Here is an 18,341-nt window from a genome sequence, read left to right as displayed (position 1 = left end):
GGCTCCCCTCAATCGCGGGATATCGGCTTGGGGAAGCCGAACAGCAGGGCGGCGCAGCGGGTCAGGCGGGCGAAGGCGGCCAGCGCGATCAGGCCGAACCCCAGGGGAATGAACGACTTGATCACCCAGCGATGGGACAGGCCGCCCGGAGCAGCCGAGATCTCGTTCAGGTGCCAGGCGGTATAGGCCAGCTTGCCGCCCTCGATCATCACGCCGATGGCGAAGGGCAGCAGGAAGATCGCGATGCCGGCGATCTCGATGCCGGCGCGGGTGCGGGGGCTGAATTTCTCGGCGACCACGTCGATGCGCACATGGCGGTCCGCTTGCAGGCAGTAGCCGACTCCCAGCAGGAAGCCGATTCCGTAGATGTGCCACTGCAACTCTTCCAGCAGGATCGATCCCTGGCCGAATACGTAGCGCAGCAGGACCTGGCCGATGATCACCAGGACCAGGACCAGCCAAAGCCAGGAAGAACTTTCCCCGATGACGGTGATGAGGCGGCCGATGGCCCGCGAAATGGCGGTCTCGGGCAAGGATTCGGCATGTCCCTTGGATGCGGAACTCATGACGTGTGTCTCCAAGATGCCGCGCCCGAAGGCCGTGGGAGCCTTCGGGCGCGGAGGCCGGGGAGGATTACTTCCAGTCGCGGGGCAGGTAGCCCAGGTCCTTCCAGGTGGCGTAGACGGCGGAGAACGCCTTTTGCGACTCCAGCACCTTCTTGAACTCGGCGCTCTTGCCGGATTCCTCGGCCATGACCTCGTCGGAAGCCTTCTTCAGCGCGTGCAGGATGTCGTCGTTCAGCTTGACCGCCTTGACGCCTTCCTTCTCGAACTGCTTGATCACCCCGCCCTGAAGGGCCTCGGCCTTGGCCAGCGAGATGGTGACGCCGGCGGTGCAGGCGGTCTCGATCTGGGCGCGGGCGTTGGGGGCCAGATCATCCCACGCAGCCTTCTTCACGTAGAGGTACTGGGCGGTGTAGGGCTGGTGCCAGCCGGGGAAGTAATTGAACTTGGCGACCTTGTAGAAGCCAAGCTGCTGATCCACTGACGGCAGCGAGAACTCGGTGGCGTCCAGCACGCCCTTTTCCAGCGCTTGGAACAGTTCGCCGCCCGGCAGCACGGTGACCGAGGCGCCCACCTTCTGAAGCACCTTGCCGCCCAGGCCGGCGGCCCGCATCTTCAGCCCCTTGATCTGGTCCAGCGACTTGATCTCGAAACGGAACCAGCCGGCGGTTTCCGGGCTGATGATGCCGCAGAACACCGGCACCACGTTGTGCGGCGCGTAGACTTCCTTCAGCAGGGCGTCGCCGCCGCCGTTGTACATCCACGCCATGAATTCCCACGGCTCCATGCCGAATGGCACCGCGCCGAACAGCACCGAGGCCGGGACCTTGCCCTGCTCGTAGCCCATCCAGGAATAGCCGGCGTCCACCTTGCCCGACGACACCGCATCGAAGATCTCGATGCCGGAAACCAGCTTGCCGGGTTCGAAGATCTCGAACTTGATCTTGCCGTCGGACATCTGGGTCAGGCTGTTGGCCACCCACGGCAGGGTGTCGCCAAGCGCGGTCAGGTTCGTTCCGAAGGCGATGGGAACCGACCAGCGGACCCGGTCGCTCTTGGCGTCGGCGGGATTGGCGAGGGCGGTGGCCAGGGCCAGGGTGGCGGCCGAGGCGGCCAGGGTGCGAAGGGCGCCGCGGCGCATGGACTTCCAAGACATGAGACTGATCCTCCCATTACGTGAACGCGGTTGGTGGCGGGCGATCCCCTGTCCTGGGCTTGCGTCAGGTATTAGGGCCACCAGCTGAGGGCGCGGCACAACGCCTTTGCCCAAAAACACGAAATGGATAAAACTTTTTACCAAATACGTCAATGTCTAACTTTCGCCCCTGCCGCCCCGCCTGATCGGCGGCAGCATCCAGCTTTGCCCTTCCCCTTGTTTCGTGTATGTAGGAGCCGGTGCCGTTCCGTGCGGCGTCGATTCCGATCACTTCCGTCGAATGAGGACTTTCATGACCGCTCCCGCACCCTTGATGGCCGGCAAGAGAGGCCTTGTCATGGGCGTCGCCAACGATCGCTCCATCGCCTGGGGCATCGCCCAGGCCGCCTGTGCCCAGGGGGCCGAGATCGCCTTCACCTATCAGGGCGAGGCGCTGGAAAAGCGGGTGCGGCCGCTGGCGGAAAGTGTCGGCTCCAAGCTGGTGCTGCCCTGTGACGTGGCGGACGAAGCCTCCATCGACGCGGTGTTCGCCGCCATCGAGAAGGAATGGGGCAAGCTGGACTTCGTCGTCCACGCCATCGGCTATTCCGACAAGGAGGAACTGCGCGGCCGCTACGCCGACACCAGCCTCCAGAACTTCCTGACCTCGATGCACATCTCGGTGTTCTCGTTCACCTCGGTGGCGCGGCGCGCCTCGGCCCTGATGCCCGACGGCGGCTCGCTGCTGACGCTCACCTATTACGGCGCCGAGCGGGTGATGCCGCACTACAACGTCATGGGTGTCGCCAAGGCGGCACTGGAGGCCAGCGTGCGCTATCTCGCCGTCGACCTGGGCGGCCAGAACATCCGCGTCAACTCGCTGTCGGCCGGCCCGATCAAGACCCTGGCGGCGTCGGGCATCGGCGATTTCCGCTACATCTTGAAGTGGAACCAGTACAACAGCCCGCTGAAACGCAACGTCACCCTGGAAGACATCGGCGGCGCCGGTCTCTATCTGCTGTCCAACCTGTCGTCCGGTGTGTCGGGCGAGACCCATCACGTCGATTGCGGCTATCACGTCGTCGGCATGAAGGCGGTGGACGCCCCCGACATCGCGGTGGTGTAAGGCCACCATGACCGGCAACGCCTTCGGCCACCTGTTCCGCTTCACCACCTTCGGCGAGAGCCACGGGCCGGCGATCGGATGCGTGGTCGACGGCGTGCCGTCGCGCATCCCGCTGGCCGAGGCCGACATCCAGGTCTGGCTGGACCGGCGCAAGCCCGGCCAGAACCGCTTCACCACCCAGCGGCAGGAAGCCGACGCGGTCAGGATACTGTCGGGCGTGTTCGAGGGGATGACCACCGGCACTCCCATCGGCCTTCTGATCGAGAACACCGACCAGCGTTCCAAGGATTACGGCGAGATCCGGGACACCTATCGTCCCGGCCACGCCGACTGGGTCTATCAGCAGAAATACGGCATCCGCGACTATCGCGGCGGCGGGCGCTCCTCGGCGCGGGAAACCGCCATGCGGGTGGCCGCCGGCGCGGTGGCGCGCAAGGTGCTGGACGCCCTGGCGCCGGGCGGAATCTCCATTCGCGGCGCCATGGTCGCCATGGGTCGCCACGCCATCGACCGCGCCGCCTGGAATTGGGCGGAAACCACGGCCAACCCGTTCTGGTGCCCCGACGCCAAGGCGGCCCGGGACTGGGAAGATTACCTGGACACCATCCGCAAGTCGGGATCGTCCATCGGCGGCGTGGTCGAGGTGGTGGCAAGCGGCGTTCCGGTCGGCCTGGGCTCGCCGGTCTACGACAAGCTCGACGCCGATCTGGCCAAGGCGATGATGAGCATCAACGCCGTCAAGGGCGTCGAGATCGGCGCCGGTTTCGAGGCCGCCACCCTGTCCGGCGAGGACAATGCCGACGAGATGCGCATCGGCGGCGATGGCCGGGTCCGCTTCCTGTCCAATCATGCCGGCGGCATCCTGGGCGGCATCTCCACCGGCCAGGACGTGGTGGTGCGTCTGGCGGTCAAGCCCACCAGTTCGATCCTGACGCCGAAGAAAAGCATCGACGTTCACGGCAACGAGGTGGACGTCTCCACCAAGGGCCGCCATGATCCCTGTGTCGCCATTCGGGCGGTGCCGGTGGCCGAGGCCATGATGGCCTGCACCTTGGCGGATCACCTGCTGCGCCTGCGCGCCCAGGCTGGAGGGTTCTGAATGAATCAGCAAGACTTCGCCGTCCTGATGGCCCCGGTCATCGACTTCACCGCCGGCAAGCCGGTCGACCGCGCCCTGGCCGACGCCCTCAACCAGCGCTTCCCCGGAGCCAGCCCCGAGATAAGGACCATCGAGCGGGCCTGCCATGACGCCATCGCCGCCGGCTGGATGTGTTCGCAGGGCGGCGCCGGCCGCCGCTTCGGCCGGGTGATCGAGGCCACCCCCGACACCCGCGATCTCAGCGTCGACGTGGTCGACCTGACCGAGGTGGTCGGACCGCTGCACCGTCATCCCGATGGCGAGGTCTGCCTGGTGATGCCGGTGGACGAGACCGCCAAATTCGACGGCAAGAGCCGTGGCTGGTGCGTCTACGGCCCCGGCTCGGCCCACCGTCCCACCGTCAAGGGGGGGCGCGCCCTGGTGCTCTACCTGCTGCCCGGCGGAAAGATCGAATTCCAGGAATAGGCTGACCGGCATGCGAATCGACGTCGACCTGAGTCCGATCACCGCGCTCATCATCGACGACAGCCGCTATGCCCGCTCGTTCATCCGGACAGGGCTGCAATCGTTTGGCGTCAAGACCGTCCTGGAAGCGGCCGACGGCCCGGCCGGCCTGGAGATTCTCGGTCATACCCCGGTCCACCTGGTCATCGTCGATCAGGACATGTCGCCCATGAACGGGATCGATTTCGTCCGCTATGTCCGCAGCGGCGACATGGTGGCCTGTGTCGACGTGGCCATCTTGATGGTATCGGGGGACGCCGCCAAGGAGGTGGTGGTCGAGGCCAGGGGCGCCGGGGTCAACGAGTTTCTGGTCAAGCCGGTTTCCGCCGAGTCCCTGTTCCGGCGGGTGCGCAACGTCCTGGTCAACCCCAAGCCGTTCATCCGGACCGCCGACTTCATCGGCCCCGACCGTCGGGGGCTGTCCAGGCCGCCGCCGGGAATCGCCGAACGCCGGGTGGCGCCGCCCCTGCCCAGGCCGCCGCCGCTGGTGGTTCCCATCGGGGTCGAGCTTCCCCCCTCCGCCGCCGCGCCCCCTCCGCCGCCGCCCCGGCCGACCACCGCCGAACGCACCAGCCACAAGACCTTCGCCGCCGGCCAGGTCATCTTTTCCGAAGGCGACCGCGGCGACGTCGCCTATGTGGTGGAAAGCGGCACCGTCGCCATCTTCAAGACCGTCGACGGCGCCCGGGTGGTGCTGGGAACCATCAAGACCAACGGCGTGTTCGGCGAAATGGCGCTGATCGACAACGAACCGCGCATGGCCTCGGCCATGGCGGTCGAGGCCACCACCTGCCTGGTCATTCCCATGGCGGCGCTGAAGGCTCAGATCGGCAAGACCCCCGACCTGGTGATATTGGTGCTGGAGACCTTGCTGCACGACATCCGCAAGATGGGCCGTGAACTGGGGCAGGTCCGCGCCGCGCTGGAACAGCGGCGCAAGGGTGGGTGATCAGGCGCCGTCGGTCGCCTCGCCGTCGGCGGCCTCGTCGGTTTCCACCTTGTAGACCCCGCTCAGCCAGCGGTTCAGGTCCACGTCGGCGCAGCGGCCCGAGCAGAACGGCCGGTAACGGGGTTCGGCGGCGGGCTTGCCGCAGATGGGGCAGGGCTTGGCGGCGGCGGGGGCCGTGGTCATGTTCGCGCATCCTCGATCACGATGTCGTCACGGTCGCGGGCGGCATCCTGGCGCAGCGCCAGCGGGCGGCCCAGCCGCCGCTCGGTCTCGGCCAGCGCCTCGCCCTGGCGGGCCAGGGCGGCGAACACCTCGGGCGCCAGCACCAGTCCCAGCCGCGCCGCCGGGCGCAATCCGGCCTCGGCCAGGACCCGGCGCAGGGCCGTCAGCGCCAGGCTGTCGGCCGAAGCCACCAGTGAGCGCCGGCACAGCACGTCGGCCAGGGGAATTCCCCGGCGTTCCCGCGACATTTCCACCAGCCCCAGCGGCGACACCCCGAAGACATGGGTGGGAGTCGGATCGGCGGCAACCGCCTTTTTCAGCGCCGCCGCCATCCGGTAGGGGGTTCCCTTGGGGCCGGAGACGAAATCCACCACGATCTGGCCGCCCAGTCCCCGCAACCGGCTCTGTCGGGCGATTTCGGCCACTGCCTCGCGGTTGGCGTCGGCCGGCCGGCCGGCCCCGGAATCCACGTCGATGGCGGTCAGCGCCGCCGTCGATTCGATCACCAGCCGCCCCCCCGAGGGCAGCGCCACCACCGGATTCAGCGCGGCCTCGACGGCTTCGTCCAGGTCGGACAGCGGCGCCTGGGCGGCATCGGGAAAGAAACGGCGGGCCTCGGCCAGGGCGGCGGCGTCGTTTACAACCACCCGCCGGGCGCCGGGATGGGCGGCCAGCAGCGTTTCCAGCACATGCGGCCGCCACAGCGGCGACGGAATCCTGGCCGACGCGGCGGCTTCGAGAATGGATGCCGGGCACCCACCGGGATCGGTCGACAATTTCGGCCCCTTGCCCGCCCTGGCCTCGGCGATGACTCGGACCACCAGGGACTGGCCGTCGTTCAGCCCCCTCGCCTTGGCGCCGGGCAGGAAACCGGGCGTCTCGCCCAGCCCCAACTGGATGAAGGCGGCGTCGAGCGAGCGGTCAACGGCCGAGACCCGCCCCAGGCAGACGGTTCCCAGCAGGCGGTCGGGACGTTCGATCGCCAGTTCGACGATCCGCCCGCCGGCCAGCAGGGCCAGCACCGACTGGCCCGGTCCCCACGACCATTGGATTTCGCTGATGTCGGACGGCGCGGGCAATGGGCGGGTGCTCCGTTCCACGAGTTTTCACTACCGGTGCGTCGATGCCGGGACGAGCGGGTCGCTGAACGGCAATGGCATGCCGTCGGGCCAGGACAGCAGGTGGCTGGGGCAGGTCCCGCAGTCGCTGGACCCGAATCCTGGCACCGGCACCGGCATGCCGGCCAGCAGGGTCACCAGCCCGCATTCATCCCCGTCGGGAAACACCCAGGCTCCGGCCACCGTTCCCCCGGTGGTCAGCCGGTCGACATGCCAGCGGATGGCCTTGTCCGGCCGCATGTGCCGGCCCACGCGGGCCTTGATGCCGCCGGGGCCATGGGCGCTGCCGCAATACAGATAGTTTCCCGGAGGCAGGGTGATGACCCCGGAACGTCCCGCCAGCGTCAGGGGCAGGCGGTCCGAAAGCCGGATCAACAGCACATAGGCCCCGGTTCCGGCCGGAAGCCCCGTCGCGTCGGCGTGGAAATCGGCATGAACCGCCACGGACGCGGCCGGGCTGGAGTGGTCCACGGGATCGATGGCGGTCGCCACCGATCTCATGGAGCATTCCGCTCCACCCACTTTTCCAGCCAGTGGATGTCGTAATCGCCGTTGACGAAGTCGGAATCCTGGACCAGCCGGTTGTGCAGCGGCAAGGTGGTCTTGATCCCCTCGATCACGTATTCGCCCAGCGCCCGGCGCAGGCGCATCAGCGCCTCGTTGCGGGAATTGCCGTGGACGATCAGCTTGGCGATCATGCTGTCGTAATGCGGCGGGATGCGATAGCCGGCATAAAGTCCGGAATCGACCCGCACCCCCAGCCCGCCGGGGGCGTGATAGCCCTCGATGCGGCCGGGGCACGGGGTGAAGGTCTGCGGGTCCTCGGCGTTGACCCGGCATTCCAGGGCGTGGCCGGAAAAGCGGACATCGGCCTGGGTGTAGCCCAGGGGCGCGCCGGCGGCGATGCGGATCTGCTCGCGCACCAGATCGATGCCGGTGATGGCCTCGGTGATGGGGTGCTCCACCTGGAGGCGGGTGTTCATCTCGATGAAGTAGAACTCGCCGTTCTCGAACAGGAATTCGATGGTGCCGGCGTTGCGATAGCCCAGCTTGGCGATGGCGTCACAGGCGATCTTGCCGATGCGTTCGCGCTGGTCGGTGTTGAGCGCCGGCGACGGCGCCTCTTCCAGCACCTTCTGGTGCTTGCGTTGCAACGAGCAGTCGCGCTCGCCCAGATGCACCACGGCGCCGTAATTGTCGGCCAGGATCTGCATCTCGATATGGCGCGGCTTGCCGAGATACTTTTCCATGTAGACGTCGGCGTTGCCGAAGGCGGCCTTGGCCTCGTTGCGGGCCATCTTCCAGGATTCGATCAGTTCGTCCGGATTGCGGGCGACCTTCATGCCCTTGCCGCCGCCGCCGGCGGTGGCCTTGATCAGGACCGGATAGCCGATCGTCTCGGCGACGCTCAGCGCCTGTTCCTCGGAATCGATGGAGCCGGCCGAACCGGGCACCACCGGAATGCCGGCATCCCGGGCCGCCTGCTTGGCGGTGATCTTGTCGCCCATCATGCGGATATGGTCCGCCGTCGGGCCGATGAAGACGAAGCCGTGTTCCTCGACCATCTGGGCGAAATCGGCGTTCTCGGACAGGAAGCCGTAGCCGGGATGGATGGCGTCGGCCCCGGTGATGGTGGCCGCCGACAGAATCGCCGCCTTGTTCAGGTAGGACTCGCGGGCCGGGGGCGGGCCGATGCACACGGCCTCGTCGGCGAGGCGCACATGCATGGCGTCGTTGTCGGCGGTGGAATGCACCGCGACGGTGCGGATGCCCATCTCGCGGCAGGCGCGGTGGATGCGCAGTGCGATCTCGCCCCGATTGGCGATGAGGACCTTTTCGAACATCATCGTTATTCGATGATCATCAGGGGTTCGCCGAATTCCACCGGCTGGCTGTCGGTGACCAGGATGCGGATGACCTTGCCGCCACGGGGCGCCCGGATGGGATTGAAGGTCTTCATGGCCTCGATCAGCATCACCGTCTGGCCCTCGGCCACCATGTCGCCGGGATTGATGAACTTGGCGGCGCCGGGCTCGGGCGACAGATAGGCGACGCCCACCATGGGCGAGGTCACCGCGCCGGGATGGTCGGCGTCGCTGGCGGCCGCGACCTGGCCCTGCTGCGACATCGGCGAGGCGACATGCCCCATGGCCGGGCCATGATGGACGGAGACCGGGGCGGCGGTCCGCGCCACCCTGATCCTGACGTCGCCGACGCCGTATTCGATCTCGGTGAGGTTGGTTTCGTCGAGCAAGGCGGCAAGGGTGCGCACCATCTCGCTGTCGATGGGAGTCGTGTTGCCCATTATGTCTGTGAACTTCCCTTGATCAGGCGGGCCAGCGCATCGAGCGCGAGGACGTAGCCGTGGCTGCCGAAGCCGCAGATCATGCCCCTGGCCGCCTTGGCCACGTAAGAGTGATGGCGGAACGAATCCCGCTGGTGGATGTTGGACAGGTGCACCTCGACCGCCGGCACTTCGGCCGCCAGCAAGGCGTCGAGGATGGCCACCGAGGTGTGGGTATAGGCGCCGGCGTTGATGACGATGCCCGCCGCCCGTCCCCGGCAGTCCTGTATCCAGGTCACAAGGTCGCCCTCGTGGTTGCTCTGGCGGAATTCGACGCCGAGGCCCAGGGCGGCGGCATGGCCGCGGCACAGGGCCTCGATGTCGGCAAGGCTTTCGCGCCCGTACAATTCGGGTTGCCGCGTTCCCAACATGTTGAGGTTGGGGCCGTTGAGGATGCTGATGATAGGGGTGGCGCTCACGTCACGTCCCCCGTCTCCCGCTCGTTCGCCATGGCTGGTTTATAGCACGGGCCGGCTTCGGCGCAATGGGGAGAAGCTATGGACCCACGGCAACGGGACCAGGCCGACGAGCGGCGCGCGAGTGCGGCGGGATTGCGCAGGCGTTGAAACGTCCGCGGTCTGGCCGATTGCGTATTGGTGGGGGCGGCGGGACTTGAACCCGCAGGGCCGAGGCCGGACGATTTTAAGTCGTCTGTGTTTACCGTTTCACCACGCCCCCACGGCGCTGCTACAGCCCGCTTTCCAGGATGGCGGCGGCGATGCGTCCGCCGATGGCCTTGTTGAAGCGCGGCGAGTAATGGATGGTGTCGATATAGGCGTTGCCGTCGGCCGGCTCCAGTTCCGCCAGCCACAGCAGGTTCCGGTCCCACAGCTGCCCTTCGGCCCGCATCTGCGCCATCTTGGGATAGCCGCGCGCCGAATTGATGTGATAGCCCAGCATCTCCTCCTTGACCGGGAAGGGGCGCTTGCGGTTGTCGTAGGAATAGGTCGGCACCGGCTGCTGCACGAACAGCGCCTTGAAGCCCATGCGGTCGGCGATGGCGTCGATCATGCGGCGGTTGGCGTCCAGGCGGTGGACCACCTTGTCCACATCGGCCTCGGTCTCGCAGAAGCTGCCCCATTCGCGCACCGACACCGACCTGTCGCCGCCCAGGTGGCGGGCCAGCTGCACCACGTTGGAGCGGTGCGACAGCTCCAGCGCCAGCGGCATGCGCGAACGCGCCCGGGTCAGCTGGATCAGCCGCTCGTTCCAGGCGCTGACGTCGGGGATGGTGCAGTAGTAGAAGTCGTTGACGCCGTCGATGAACACCGCCACGTCGGGCTTGACCCCGGCGGTCAGGTGGCGTTCGAGCGCGATGCGCTCCTGGGTCGAATAGTACGAGACCACGCCGAAATTGAACACCTGGATGTCGTCGCGGCCGGCGGCCCTCAGCGCCTGTTCCACATAGGCGGGAATGGTCTCGTCGTCGGCGACGCCGATGCCCATGGCGGTCGAGCCGCCATAGACGAAGACCTTGCGGCCTTCCGCCCTCAGGTCCTGGGGGCCGGCGCCGTTGGCGCGATAGCCGTCCTCGACGATGTTGAAATGCTTGCCGGCATAGGGCGTCATCCGGTACTCGACGAACGGGCTGTACAAGGTGTCGGACTGGCGCCAGCTTTCCGACAGGATCTGGGCGTAGCGGGTGGGATCGTCGGTGTCGTAGAGCTTGCGGATGTCCTCGGCGGTATAGGCGATCGAGAAGGACGGCCGCTTGTCGCGGATGGCCTTCAGGGCCAGGCCGGAAGCGTATTCGGCGATGGCCAGCAGGATAAGGGTGCAGAGCAACGTGACCGCCACGCCGGAAAACAGGCGGCTCAGCGGATTCGATTGGTTCCTGCGCATCTGGGGCAATACCTTACGAGGGTTCGTGGTTTTGATAGCGCGAATACCCGCGCCGACGCAATGAGGAGTAATCAGGCATGTTCGCGCTCCATCCCCGGCTGCTGGCCGATACCGTCCCGGTGGCCGACTGGCCGCTGTGCCGGGTGGTCCTGATGAACGAGTCCGCCTATCCCTGGCTGATCCTGGTGCCGCGCCGCGCCGGCGTTTCCGAGATCGCCGACCTGGACGCCGCCGACCGGGCGGTGCTGGCCGAGGAGATCGCGGCGGCCTCGTCCGGCCTGCGCGCCATGCTTTCGCCCGACCGCATCAACGTCGCCGCCCTCGGCAACGTGGTCGAGCAGCTGCATGTCCACGTCATCGCCCGCTTCGCCGCCGACGCCGCGTGGCCCAGGCCGGTCTGGGGGCTGGCCCCGCCGGTGCCCTATGGCGATGCCGGGGCCAGGGCGGCGGAGATCGCGGCGTGGCTCAGGCCGCCGGCAGATACACGGTGAAGGTGCTGCCCTCGCCGACGACGCTGTCGATCACCAGCAGGCCCCGATGGCGGTTGACGATGTGCTTGACGATGGCGAGGCCGAGACCGGTGCCGCCCAGCTTGCGCGACCGCGCGGTGTCGACCCGGTAGAAGCGCTCGGTCAGGCGCGGCAGGTGCTCGCGGGCGATGCCCTCGCCGTGGTCCCTGACCGAGATCCTGACGGCGCCGCCGGCGCGCAGGGGGACGCCGGCGGCGGCCGGCAGGCCGTCGGCCATGGCGGCGGCGACCTCGACCGCGGTTCCGTCGCGGCCGTACTTGACGGCGTTGTCCAGCAGGTTCTGGAACAACTGCGCCAGTTCGTCGGGTTGCCCCGGCACCGCCGCCAGATCGGGCGCGATGTCGAGATCGATGCGGATGGCCTTGGCCGCGGCCAGCGGCGCCAGCGCCTGGGCGGCGCTGTTCAGCAGGTGGCCGGGGTCGACCCGTTCGCCGGGGGGCGTGTGCTCGTTCAGCTCGATGCGCGACAGCGACAGCAGGTCGGCCACCAGCCGGCTCATGCGGCCGGCCTGTTCGGCCATGATGGCGAGGAAGCTCTCGCGCGCCTCGGCGTCGTCGCGGGCGGGGCCTTGCAGCGTCTCGATGAAGCCCGACAGGGCGGCCAGCGGCGTCCGCAATTCGTGGCTGGCATTGGCGACGAAATCCGCCCGCATGCGCTCCATGCGCTTGATGCTGGTCAGGTCGTGCAGCGTCAGGATGGCGGTCCCGCCATCGGCGGGGTGGCCGTCCAGGCGCTCGATGCGGGCCTGGAACACCCGCTCCAGCGGCGCCAGCTGCGAGAATTCGCACTCCCGCATGACCTCGCGGCCGGACAGCACCGCCTCGGTGGCGTCCAGCAGGTGGGGATCGCGCAGCACGGCGACCATGTCCCGGCCGGACAGGTCGCGGCCGAACAGCCGGGTGGCGGCCTGATTGGCCCGCACCACCCGGCGCGAGCCGTCCAGCAGCAGCAGCGGATCGGGCAGGTTGTCCAGCAGGCTTTCGTTGCGCCGGGCCGATTCCGCCAGTTCGGCCGAGCGCTGCCGCCATTCGCGCTTCAGGCTGCCGAAGGCGGCCACCGTCTCGGCCAGGGCGGCGTCGTCGCGGCCCGGCGGCGGTCCGGATTCGTCGTTCAGCGACAGCGATCGTATCCAGCGCGCCAGGGCGTCGAGCTTGGCGAGATGGCTTCGCGCCATCAGCCCCATGGCGACGGCCACCGCCGCCCAGCCGGCGAAGGCGATGCCGCCGCCCAGCCGGCCAAGGACCACCAGCCCCGCCAGCACCATTCCGGCGGGGGCCGACAGCAGCAGCGCCAGCGGGACAAGGCGTCCGGTCATGTCACTTCAGCGCGTCATGGCAGGCCAGGACCGCCATGTTGACGATGTCGTTGGCGCTGGCGTCCATGGAGGTGATCTGCACCGGCCGGGACAGCCCCACCAGGATCGGGCCGATGACGCTGGCGCCACCCAGCTTTTGCAGCAGCTTCGAGCTGATGGTGGCGGAATAGAGCCCCGGCATCACCAACACGTTGGCCGGTTCCTTCAGGCGCGAGAACGGGTAGTGTCCCAGCAGTTCCGGGTCCAGCGCCACGTCGGCGCCCATCTCGCCGTCATAGGCGAAATCGACCCGGCGGCTGTCGAGAATCTCCACCGCCTGGCGCACCCGGTCGGCGCGCTCGTTGCTGGGATTGCCGAAGGTGGAATAGCTGATCATGGCGACGCGGGGCTCATGCCCCATCTGACGGGCCTTGTGGGCGGTCTGCACCGCGATGTCGGCCAGTTGCTCCGGCGTCGGCGTCTCGACCACCGTGGTGTCGGCGACGAACACCACCCGGCCCTTGGCGATGAAAACGGTCATGCCGAACATCAGCTCGCCCGGAATCGGGTCGATGACCTTCTTGATCTCCTCGAAGGCCTGCCAGTAATTGCGGGTCAGGCCGGTGACCATGGCGTCGGCGTCGCCGGCGTCCACCATCAGGGCGCCGAAGATGTTGCGCTCCTGGTTGACCAGCCGCTGGGCGTCGCGGTACAGCGCCCCCTTGCGCTGCATGCGCCGGTACAGCATGTCGGTGTAGTCGCGGGTGCGCGGCGACAGGCGGGAATTGACGATCTCGAGCGATTCCGCCGCCGGCAGGCCGATCGCCTTCATGGTTTCGCGGATGCGCTCCTCGCGGCCGATCAGGATGGGGTGGCCGAGTCCGGCGTTGCTGAAGGCGACGGCGGCCCGGATCTGCTTCTCCTCCTCGCCCTCGGCGAACACGACCCGCTTGGGGTGGGCGCGAACCGCCTCGGTGATGGCCTGCATGCTGGCCGAGGCCGGATCGAGGCGGGCGGACAGTTCACGCTTGTAGGCCGCCATGTCGATGATGGGCTTCCTGGCCACGCCGCTGTCCATGGCCGCCTTGGCGACGGCGGGCGGAATGGTGGAGATCAGCCTGGGGTCGAACGGCACCGGAATGATGTAGTCGGGGCCGTAGCGCAGGCGGCGTCCGGAATAGGCGGCGTCGACCTCGTCGGGCACGTCCTCGCGGGCCAGCGAGGCGATGGCCCTGGCGGCGGCGATCTTCATGGCCTCGTTGATGGTGGACGCCCTGACGTCGAGCGCGCCCCGGAAGATATAGGGGAAGCCCAGCACGTTGTTGATCTGGTTGGGATAGTCCGAGCGGCCGGTGGCGACGATGGCATCGGGCCTGACCGCCTTGACCTCTTCCGGCGTGATCTCGGGATCGGGATTGGCCATGGCGAAGATGATGGGCCGGGCGGCCATGGCGGCGACCATCTCGGGCGTCACCGCCCCCTTGACCGACAGGCCGAGGAACACGTCGGCGCCGTCCAGGGCCTCGGCCAGGGTGCGGGCGTCGGTGGGAACCGCGTGGGCCGACTTCCACTGGTTCATGCCCTCGGTGCGGCCCTGGTAGATGACGCCCTTGGTGTCGCACAGGATCACGTTCTCGTGACGGACGCCCATGGCCTTGATCAGTTCCAGGCAGGCGATGCCGGCGGCGCCGGCGCCATTGACCACCACCCTGGTTTTGGCCATGTCGCGGCCGGTGAGGTCGCACGAATTGATCAGGCCGGCCGCCGCGATGATGGCGGTGCCGTGCTGGTCGTCGTGGAATACCGGAATCGGCATCAGTTCGCGCAGGCGCTGCTCGATGATGAAGCATTCCGGCGCCTTGATGTCCTCCAGGTTGATGCCGCCGAAGCTCGGCCCCAGATAGCGGACCGCGCCGACGAATTCCTCGACGTCCCGGGTGTCCACCTCCAGGTCGATGGAATCCACGTCGGCGAAGCGCTTGAACAGAACCGCCTTGCCCTCCATCACCGGCTTGCCGGCCAGGGCGCCCAGGTCGCCCAGCCCCAGCACGGCGGTGCCGTTGGAGATCACCGCCACCAGATTGCCCTTGGCGGTGTAGTCGTAGGCCAGCGACGGATCGCGGGCGATGTGCAGGCAGGGAAAGGCGACGCCCGGCGAATAGGCCAGCGACAGGTCGCGCTGGGTGGCCAGCGGCTTGGTCGGCACGATCTCGATCTTGCCGGGCCGGCCCGAGGCGTGCATCAGCAAGGTGTCGCGTTCAAGTGCGCTGACGCCCTTGTCCTCGGAACCGTTGGCCGGAGTATTGAATATGGCTGCCATGACGTGTCTTCCTCGGATCGTGGCGGGTCAGTGCCGCTTGCCCCTGGCGCGTTCGAAAATGTGGATGTTGGTGCCGCCGTTGCTTTCCAGCAGCGTCTTGATCCGTTCCTCCTCCGAGGCGGTCTCGACGCTGACCCACAAGATGACGCTGCCGGCGGCCAGGGCCCGGACGAAGTCGTCGGAATCGGGAATGGCGGCGACCTCGTCCAGCACCCCCTTGAGGGCGACGCCGCCGACGCCGGCGGCCACCAGTCCGGCGATGACCGCGCCCACCGGGCCGGCGGCCAGGGCGATCAGGCCGGCGGCGACCAGCGGGCCTTCGTATTTCATCTCGCCCACCGTGGCGACCAGGGCGTCGCGCCATTTCTCCGCCTTGTCGCCGGCCACGTCCAGGGAGTCATGGGACGACAGCACCGACAGGCGGCTGCGGTCGAAGCCGGATTGCATCAGGGCGCTGACGGCGGCCTCGAAGTGGCCGCGGTCGGCGAAGGTGCCGACCACTTCGCGCAGGGCGGCGGTGCGGGGTTGGGTCTGGGGGGTCATGATGTGCTCCTCGTCATCGCCTGGGCCTCTGATTGTGACCCAAGCCGCCGAGTCTGCCTAGTGCCCTGAGACGCCCCGAGATGCCGATTCCAACCGACGTCCGTCCGGTGGAACGATCCGGGCCGGTTGCAGCGAACAGTCCGGCGTCGTAAGGTGTGGCGGGGCCTGGGCCGTGCGGCCCGGTTCGGGGAGAGGGCATGCGCAGTACTTGGCCATTCGTCGCGGGAGTCATCGTTGCCGCCCTGGTGACGGCGTTCAACCTGCCGATCATGGCGGCGACGGCGCTGGGCATGATGTATGTCCGCTCCCTGGACGGCGCCGCCGCCATGCTGCAAGGCGAATCCAGCGTCATGCTCCGCGAAGACGGCGGCCGTCTGTCCATCCGGATGGTCAATACCGGCTACAGCATCGCGAGCGTGCCCGTGGTGGGCGAGCCCCGGCCGCGCCGGCTGCTGGTGCGTCAGCATGTCGTGCTGGGCGAGGATGGCCTCGGCCGCGCCAGCCTCGACGCCTGGCCGATGGGGTCGGTGGCCGAGCTTCGCAAGGCGCCGCTCTATTCGGTGCGGGCCATCGCTTCCGGCGCCAGCCTGGGTGACGACGGCATGTTCTGGACCGAACACGCCGGCCGCCGCACCGCCTATTCCCTGACCGATGGCTTCCGGCTGTTCGATGCCGACCTGCCCCTGGTCCAGTTCGCCTTCGAGCCGGATTCCCGCCGCATGGCCGCCCTGGCCCTGGCCGACGAGGAATACGCCGAGCGGGGCGGGGTGGCGGTCATCACCTATGCCGCGCCGGCCAGGGTGCTGCGGCGGCTGGTCCTGGTGGCCGACGATCCCATGAGGGCGGCGACGCTGCGCGCCACCATGACCTCGACCCGGCTGGTTTCGTACACCGATGAAGCGATGGGCGGGCGGGTGATCGAATTGCCGCTGGCCGCCGGACCGGTGCGCGTGCCGGTGACCGTCTCCGACCTGGAGACCGGCCGGGCGGTGCTGCCGGCCGGCCTGCGCCTGGTTCCCCTGCGCGAATGGGGGACTCCCTAGGGGGGGCGCGGCGCTCCGGCGGGCGGAAGCGCCGCGCGGGCGCGCTATGCCTGGGACGTCGCCCCGGCCTGCATCTCCTCCAGCCGCGAACGGTAGAGGGCGACGAAGTCCAGCGGTTGCAGCATCAGCGGCGGGAAGCCGCCGTCGCGGGTCATGTCGGCGACGACGTTGCGGGCGAACGGGAACAGCAGGCGCGGACATTCGATCATCAGCACCGGATAGACCTGCTCTTCCGGCAGATTGACGGTGAACAGCCCGCCGTAATCCAGTTCCAGGATGAACAGCGACTTGGACGGCAGCTTGGCCTCGACCCGGAGATGCAGCACCACCTCGAACAGATTCGGGCCGACACCGTTGACGTTGACGTCCACATGAATGGGGATGTCGGGCTGTTCGCTCTGCATCTCCATGAAAACCTGCGGCGCGGCCGGAATCTCGAAGGACAGGTCCTTGATGTACTGGCCGTTGATTTGCAGCTGCGGCAGGTCGGCCTGCGGCGCCGGGGTATCGTTCATAGTGCTTCTCCTGACTGATCGGAACGCCCGCGCGGGCTGATTTGTCATGGATCAGGGGGGTACCACGGATCGGACGGATGCACAACCTTAGGCCCCGGCGTTCCGGAACCGGTTCATGGGCGCGAGGGGCGGCCCGGGCCGCCGTTCGTGTCCAGTCGGTAGAAATCGACGATGGCGGCCCACGCCTCCTCGGCGGTTTCCACGAAGGTGAACAGATCCTTGTCGCCGGGGCTGGCCATGCCTTCGTCGATCAGCACGTCGATGTTGAATACCCGCTCCCAGTAATCGCGGCCGAACAGCAGGATCGGGATGGGGTCGATCTTGCCGGTCTGGATCAGGGTCGCCGCCTCGAACAGTTCGTCCAGGGTGCCGAAGCCGCCGGGAAACACCACCAGCGCCTTGGAACGGGTGAGGAAGTGCATCTTGCGGATGGCGAAATAGTGGAAGCGGAAGCACAGCTCCGGCGTGATGTAGGCGTTGGGTTCCTGTTCGGTCGACAGCACGATGTTGAGGCCGATGGACTTGCCGCCGGCCTCGGCGGCGCCGCGATTGGCCGCCTCCATGATGCCGGGGCCGCCGCCGGTCTTGACCACGAAATCGCACAGTTCCCTGTTGGCGCAGGCGGTGGTGACGATCTGGGCGAAGCGGCGGGCCTCCTCGTAGTAACGGGTGTTGGCGGCCATGCGGCGGGCGACGCCCAGGTGGGCGGCGGCCTTGGCGTCGTCGGGGACGCGGCGGGCCTCCTCCTCCGCGGCGGCGACCAGCGCGCCCGCTTGCTCGGGGGCCGGCACGCGGGCCGAACCGAACACCGCCACCGTCGACTTGATGCCATGCTGCTGTTGCAGCAGCTCCGGCTTCAGCAGTTCCAGTTGCAGGCGCACCGGCCGCAGGTCCTGGCGCAGCAGGAAATCCACGTCCTCGAAGGCCAGGCGATAGGACGGCGACAGGGTTTGGGGCGTCTCCCTGGGGGGCGGCGCCTGCTTGGCCGCTTCGTGCCGGGCGGAGGGAAGCGGACCGCGTCTCGGGATCTTGGTCATCGAACGGAGGACTCCTGGGGCGCCGGGGATGCGGGGGGGCGCCGGTTCCGAGTGTCGGCCATGCAGTCTTACCAGGGGGTAAAGGCGAAAGCATGACTTGGAAAGCGGCGCGGCCTTCGCTATTAGGGTGCGAACGGCCCTCAAGGAATTTCCTGTC

The 18,341-nt window shown here is 67.9% G+C and carries 20 protein-coding genes and 1 tRNA gene; 6 read left to right on the top strand and 15 right to left on the bottom strand.

Annotated elements, in window-relative coordinates:
- Window positions 1–8: 8 nt before the first annotated feature.
- Complete coding sequence (locus MTBSS4_RS18295) at window positions 9–566, bottom strand: TRAP transporter small permease subunit (RefSeq protein ID WP_173984807.1); 558 nt, start codon at window positions 564–566, stop codon at window positions 9–11.
- A 67-nt stretch (window positions 567–633) separates the two neighbouring features.
- A complete protein-coding gene (locus MTBSS4_RS18290; protein ID WP_254432651.1) occupies window positions 634–1,719 on the bottom strand; it encodes a TRAP transporter substrate-binding protein in 1,086 nt (361 codons plus the stop codon).
- Window positions 1,720–2,011: 292 nt separating this feature from the next.
- On the opposite strand from MTBSS4_RS18290, the gene fabI reads away from it, so the two are divergent.
- The 4 genes from fabI to MTBSS4_RS18270 are packed head-to-tail and all read left to right on the top strand — an operon-like array spanning window position 2,012 to window position 5,376.
- Window positions 2,012–2,824 (top strand): enoyl-ACP reductase FabI, encoded by an 813-nt coding sequence (fabI, locus tag MTBSS4_RS18285; RefSeq protein ID WP_173984806.1) that lies wholly within the window; start codon window positions 2,012–2,014, stop codon window positions 2,822–2,824.
- Window positions 2,825–2,831: 7 nt separating this feature from the next.
- Window positions 2,832–3,923: a chorismate synthase gene (aroC, locus tag MTBSS4_RS18280; RefSeq protein WP_173984805.1), complete on the top strand. Its 1,092-nt coding sequence runs from the start codon at window positions 2,832–2,834 to the stop codon at window positions 3,921–3,923.
- Window positions 3,924–4,388 carry a DUF4863 family protein gene (locus MTBSS4_RS18275; RefSeq protein ID WP_173984804.1) on the top strand — a complete coding sequence of 155 codons (465 nt, stop codon included), beginning with the start codon at window positions 3,924–3,926 and terminating at the stop codon, window positions 4,386–4,388.
- Window positions 4,389–4,398: 10 nt separating this feature from the next.
- Window positions 4,399–5,376 (top strand): cyclic nucleotide-binding domain-containing protein, encoded by a 978-nt coding sequence (locus MTBSS4_RS18270; protein ID WP_173984803.1) that lies wholly within the window; start codon window positions 4,399–4,401, stop codon window positions 5,374–5,376.
- Here the strand turns inward: MTBSS4_RS18270 and MTBSS4_RS18265 are convergent, their stop codons facing one another.
- The 8 genes from MTBSS4_RS18265 to MTBSS4_RS18230 all read right to left on the bottom strand — a co-directional run bounded on the left by MTBSS4_RS18265 (window position 5,377) and on the right by MTBSS4_RS18230 (window position 10,902).
- Window positions 5,377–5,559 carry a DNA gyrase inhibitor YacG gene (locus tag MTBSS4_RS18265; RefSeq protein WP_173984802.1) on the bottom strand — a complete coding sequence of 61 codons (183 nt, stop codon included), beginning with the start codon at window positions 5,557–5,559 and terminating at the stop codon, window positions 5,377–5,379.
- Window positions 5,556–6,677, bottom strand: a complete 1,122-nt coding sequence (locus MTBSS4_RS18260) for a ribonuclease E/G (protein ID WP_254432650.1) — start codon at window positions 6,675–6,677, stop codon at window positions 5,556–5,558. Before MTBSS4_RS18260 ends, MTBSS4_RS18265 begins: the two co-directional genes overlap by 4 nt.
- 30 nt (window positions 6,678–6,707) lie before the next feature.
- Window positions 6,708–7,217 carry a DUF123 domain-containing protein gene (locus MTBSS4_RS18255; RefSeq protein WP_173984801.1) on the bottom strand — a complete coding sequence of 170 codons (510 nt, stop codon included), beginning with the start codon at window positions 7,215–7,217 and terminating at the stop codon, window positions 6,708–6,710.
- A complete protein-coding gene (gene accC, locus MTBSS4_RS18250; protein ID WP_173984883.1) occupies window positions 7,214–8,560 on the bottom strand; it encodes an acetyl-CoA carboxylase biotin carboxylase subunit in 1,347 nt (448 codons plus the stop codon). Before accC ends, MTBSS4_RS18255 begins: the two co-directional genes overlap by 4 nt.
- 5 nt (window positions 8,561–8,565) lie before the next feature.
- Window positions 8,566–9,021: an acetyl-CoA carboxylase biotin carboxyl carrier protein subunit gene (locus MTBSS4_RS18245; RefSeq protein ID WP_173984800.1), complete on the bottom strand. Its 456-nt coding sequence runs from the start codon at window positions 9,019–9,021 to the stop codon at window positions 8,566–8,568.
- Window positions 9,021–9,479 carry a type II 3-dehydroquinate dehydratase gene (gene aroQ, locus MTBSS4_RS18240; RefSeq protein WP_173984799.1) on the bottom strand — a complete coding sequence of 153 codons (459 nt, stop codon included), beginning with the start codon at window positions 9,477–9,479 and terminating at the stop codon, window positions 9,021–9,023. The genes MTBSS4_RS18245 and aroQ overlap by 1 nt, the downstream gene beginning before the upstream one ends.
- 175 nt (window positions 9,480–9,654) lie before the next feature.
- Window positions 9,655–9,738 (bottom strand) — tRNA-Leu (locus tag MTBSS4_RS18235).
- A gap of 9 nt (window positions 9,739–9,747) precedes the next feature.
- A complete protein-coding gene (locus tag MTBSS4_RS18230; RefSeq protein WP_173984798.1) occupies window positions 9,748–10,902 on the bottom strand; it encodes an SGNH/GDSL hydrolase family protein in 1,155 nt (384 codons plus the stop codon).
- A 77-nt stretch (window positions 10,903–10,979) separates the two neighbouring features.
- On the opposite strand from MTBSS4_RS18230, the gene MTBSS4_RS18225 reads away from it, so the two are divergent.
- The gene (locus MTBSS4_RS18225) at window positions 10,980–11,393 is read left to right on the top strand and encodes an HIT domain-containing protein (protein WP_173984797.1); all 414 of its coding nucleotides are present in this window, start codon (window positions 10,980–10,982) and stop codon (window positions 11,391–11,393) included.
- Here MTBSS4_RS18225 and MTBSS4_RS18220 read toward each other — a convergent pair.
- The 3 genes from MTBSS4_RS18220 to MTBSS4_RS18210 are packed head-to-tail and all read right to left on the bottom strand — an operon-like array spanning window position 11,368 to window position 15,589.
- Entirely contained in the window at window positions 11,368–12,747 is a 1,380-nt protein-coding gene (locus MTBSS4_RS18220) for an ATP-binding protein (protein ID WP_173984796.1), read from the bottom strand. The genes MTBSS4_RS18225 and MTBSS4_RS18220 overlap by 26 nt on opposite strands.
- 1 nt (window position 12,748) lies before the next feature.
- The gene (locus MTBSS4_RS18215; protein WP_173984795.1) at window positions 12,749–15,046 is read right to left on the bottom strand and encodes an NADP-dependent malic enzyme; all 2,298 of its coding nucleotides are present in this window, start codon (window positions 15,044–15,046) and stop codon (window positions 12,749–12,751) included.
- Between the two features lie 27 nt (window positions 15,047–15,073).
- A complete protein-coding gene (locus MTBSS4_RS18210) occupies window positions 15,074–15,589 on the bottom strand; it encodes a hypothetical protein (RefSeq protein WP_173984794.1) in 516 nt (171 codons plus the stop codon).
- Between the two features lie 197 nt (window positions 15,590–15,786).
- Here MTBSS4_RS18210 and MTBSS4_RS18205 point away from each other — a divergent pair, with 197 nt between their 5' ends.
- Window positions 15,787–16,632: a hypothetical protein gene (locus MTBSS4_RS18205; protein WP_173984793.1), complete on the top strand. Its 846-nt coding sequence runs from the start codon at window positions 15,787–15,789 to the stop codon at window positions 16,630–16,632.
- A 44-nt stretch (window positions 16,633–16,676) separates the two neighbouring features.
- Here MTBSS4_RS18205 and secB read toward each other — a convergent pair whose 3' ends face one another.
- Window positions 16,677–17,147, bottom strand: a complete 471-nt coding sequence (gene secB, locus MTBSS4_RS18200; RefSeq protein ID WP_173984792.1) for a protein-export chaperone SecB — start codon at window positions 17,145–17,147, stop codon at window positions 16,677–16,679.
- Window positions 17,148–17,260: 113 nt separating this feature from the next.
- Complete coding sequence (locus MTBSS4_RS18195) at window positions 17,261–18,184, bottom strand: LOG family protein (protein WP_173984791.1); 924 nt, start codon at window positions 18,182–18,184, stop codon at window positions 17,261–17,263.
- Window positions 18,185–18,341 lie beyond the last annotated feature (157 nt).

The organism is Magnetospirillum sp. SS-4, from assembly GCF_902729425.1.
Taxonomy (GTDB): Bacteria; Pseudomonadota; Alphaproteobacteria; order Rhodospirillales; family Magnetospirillaceae; genus Phaeospirillum.
This window is presented reverse-complemented; position numbering and strand designations above follow the sequence as displayed.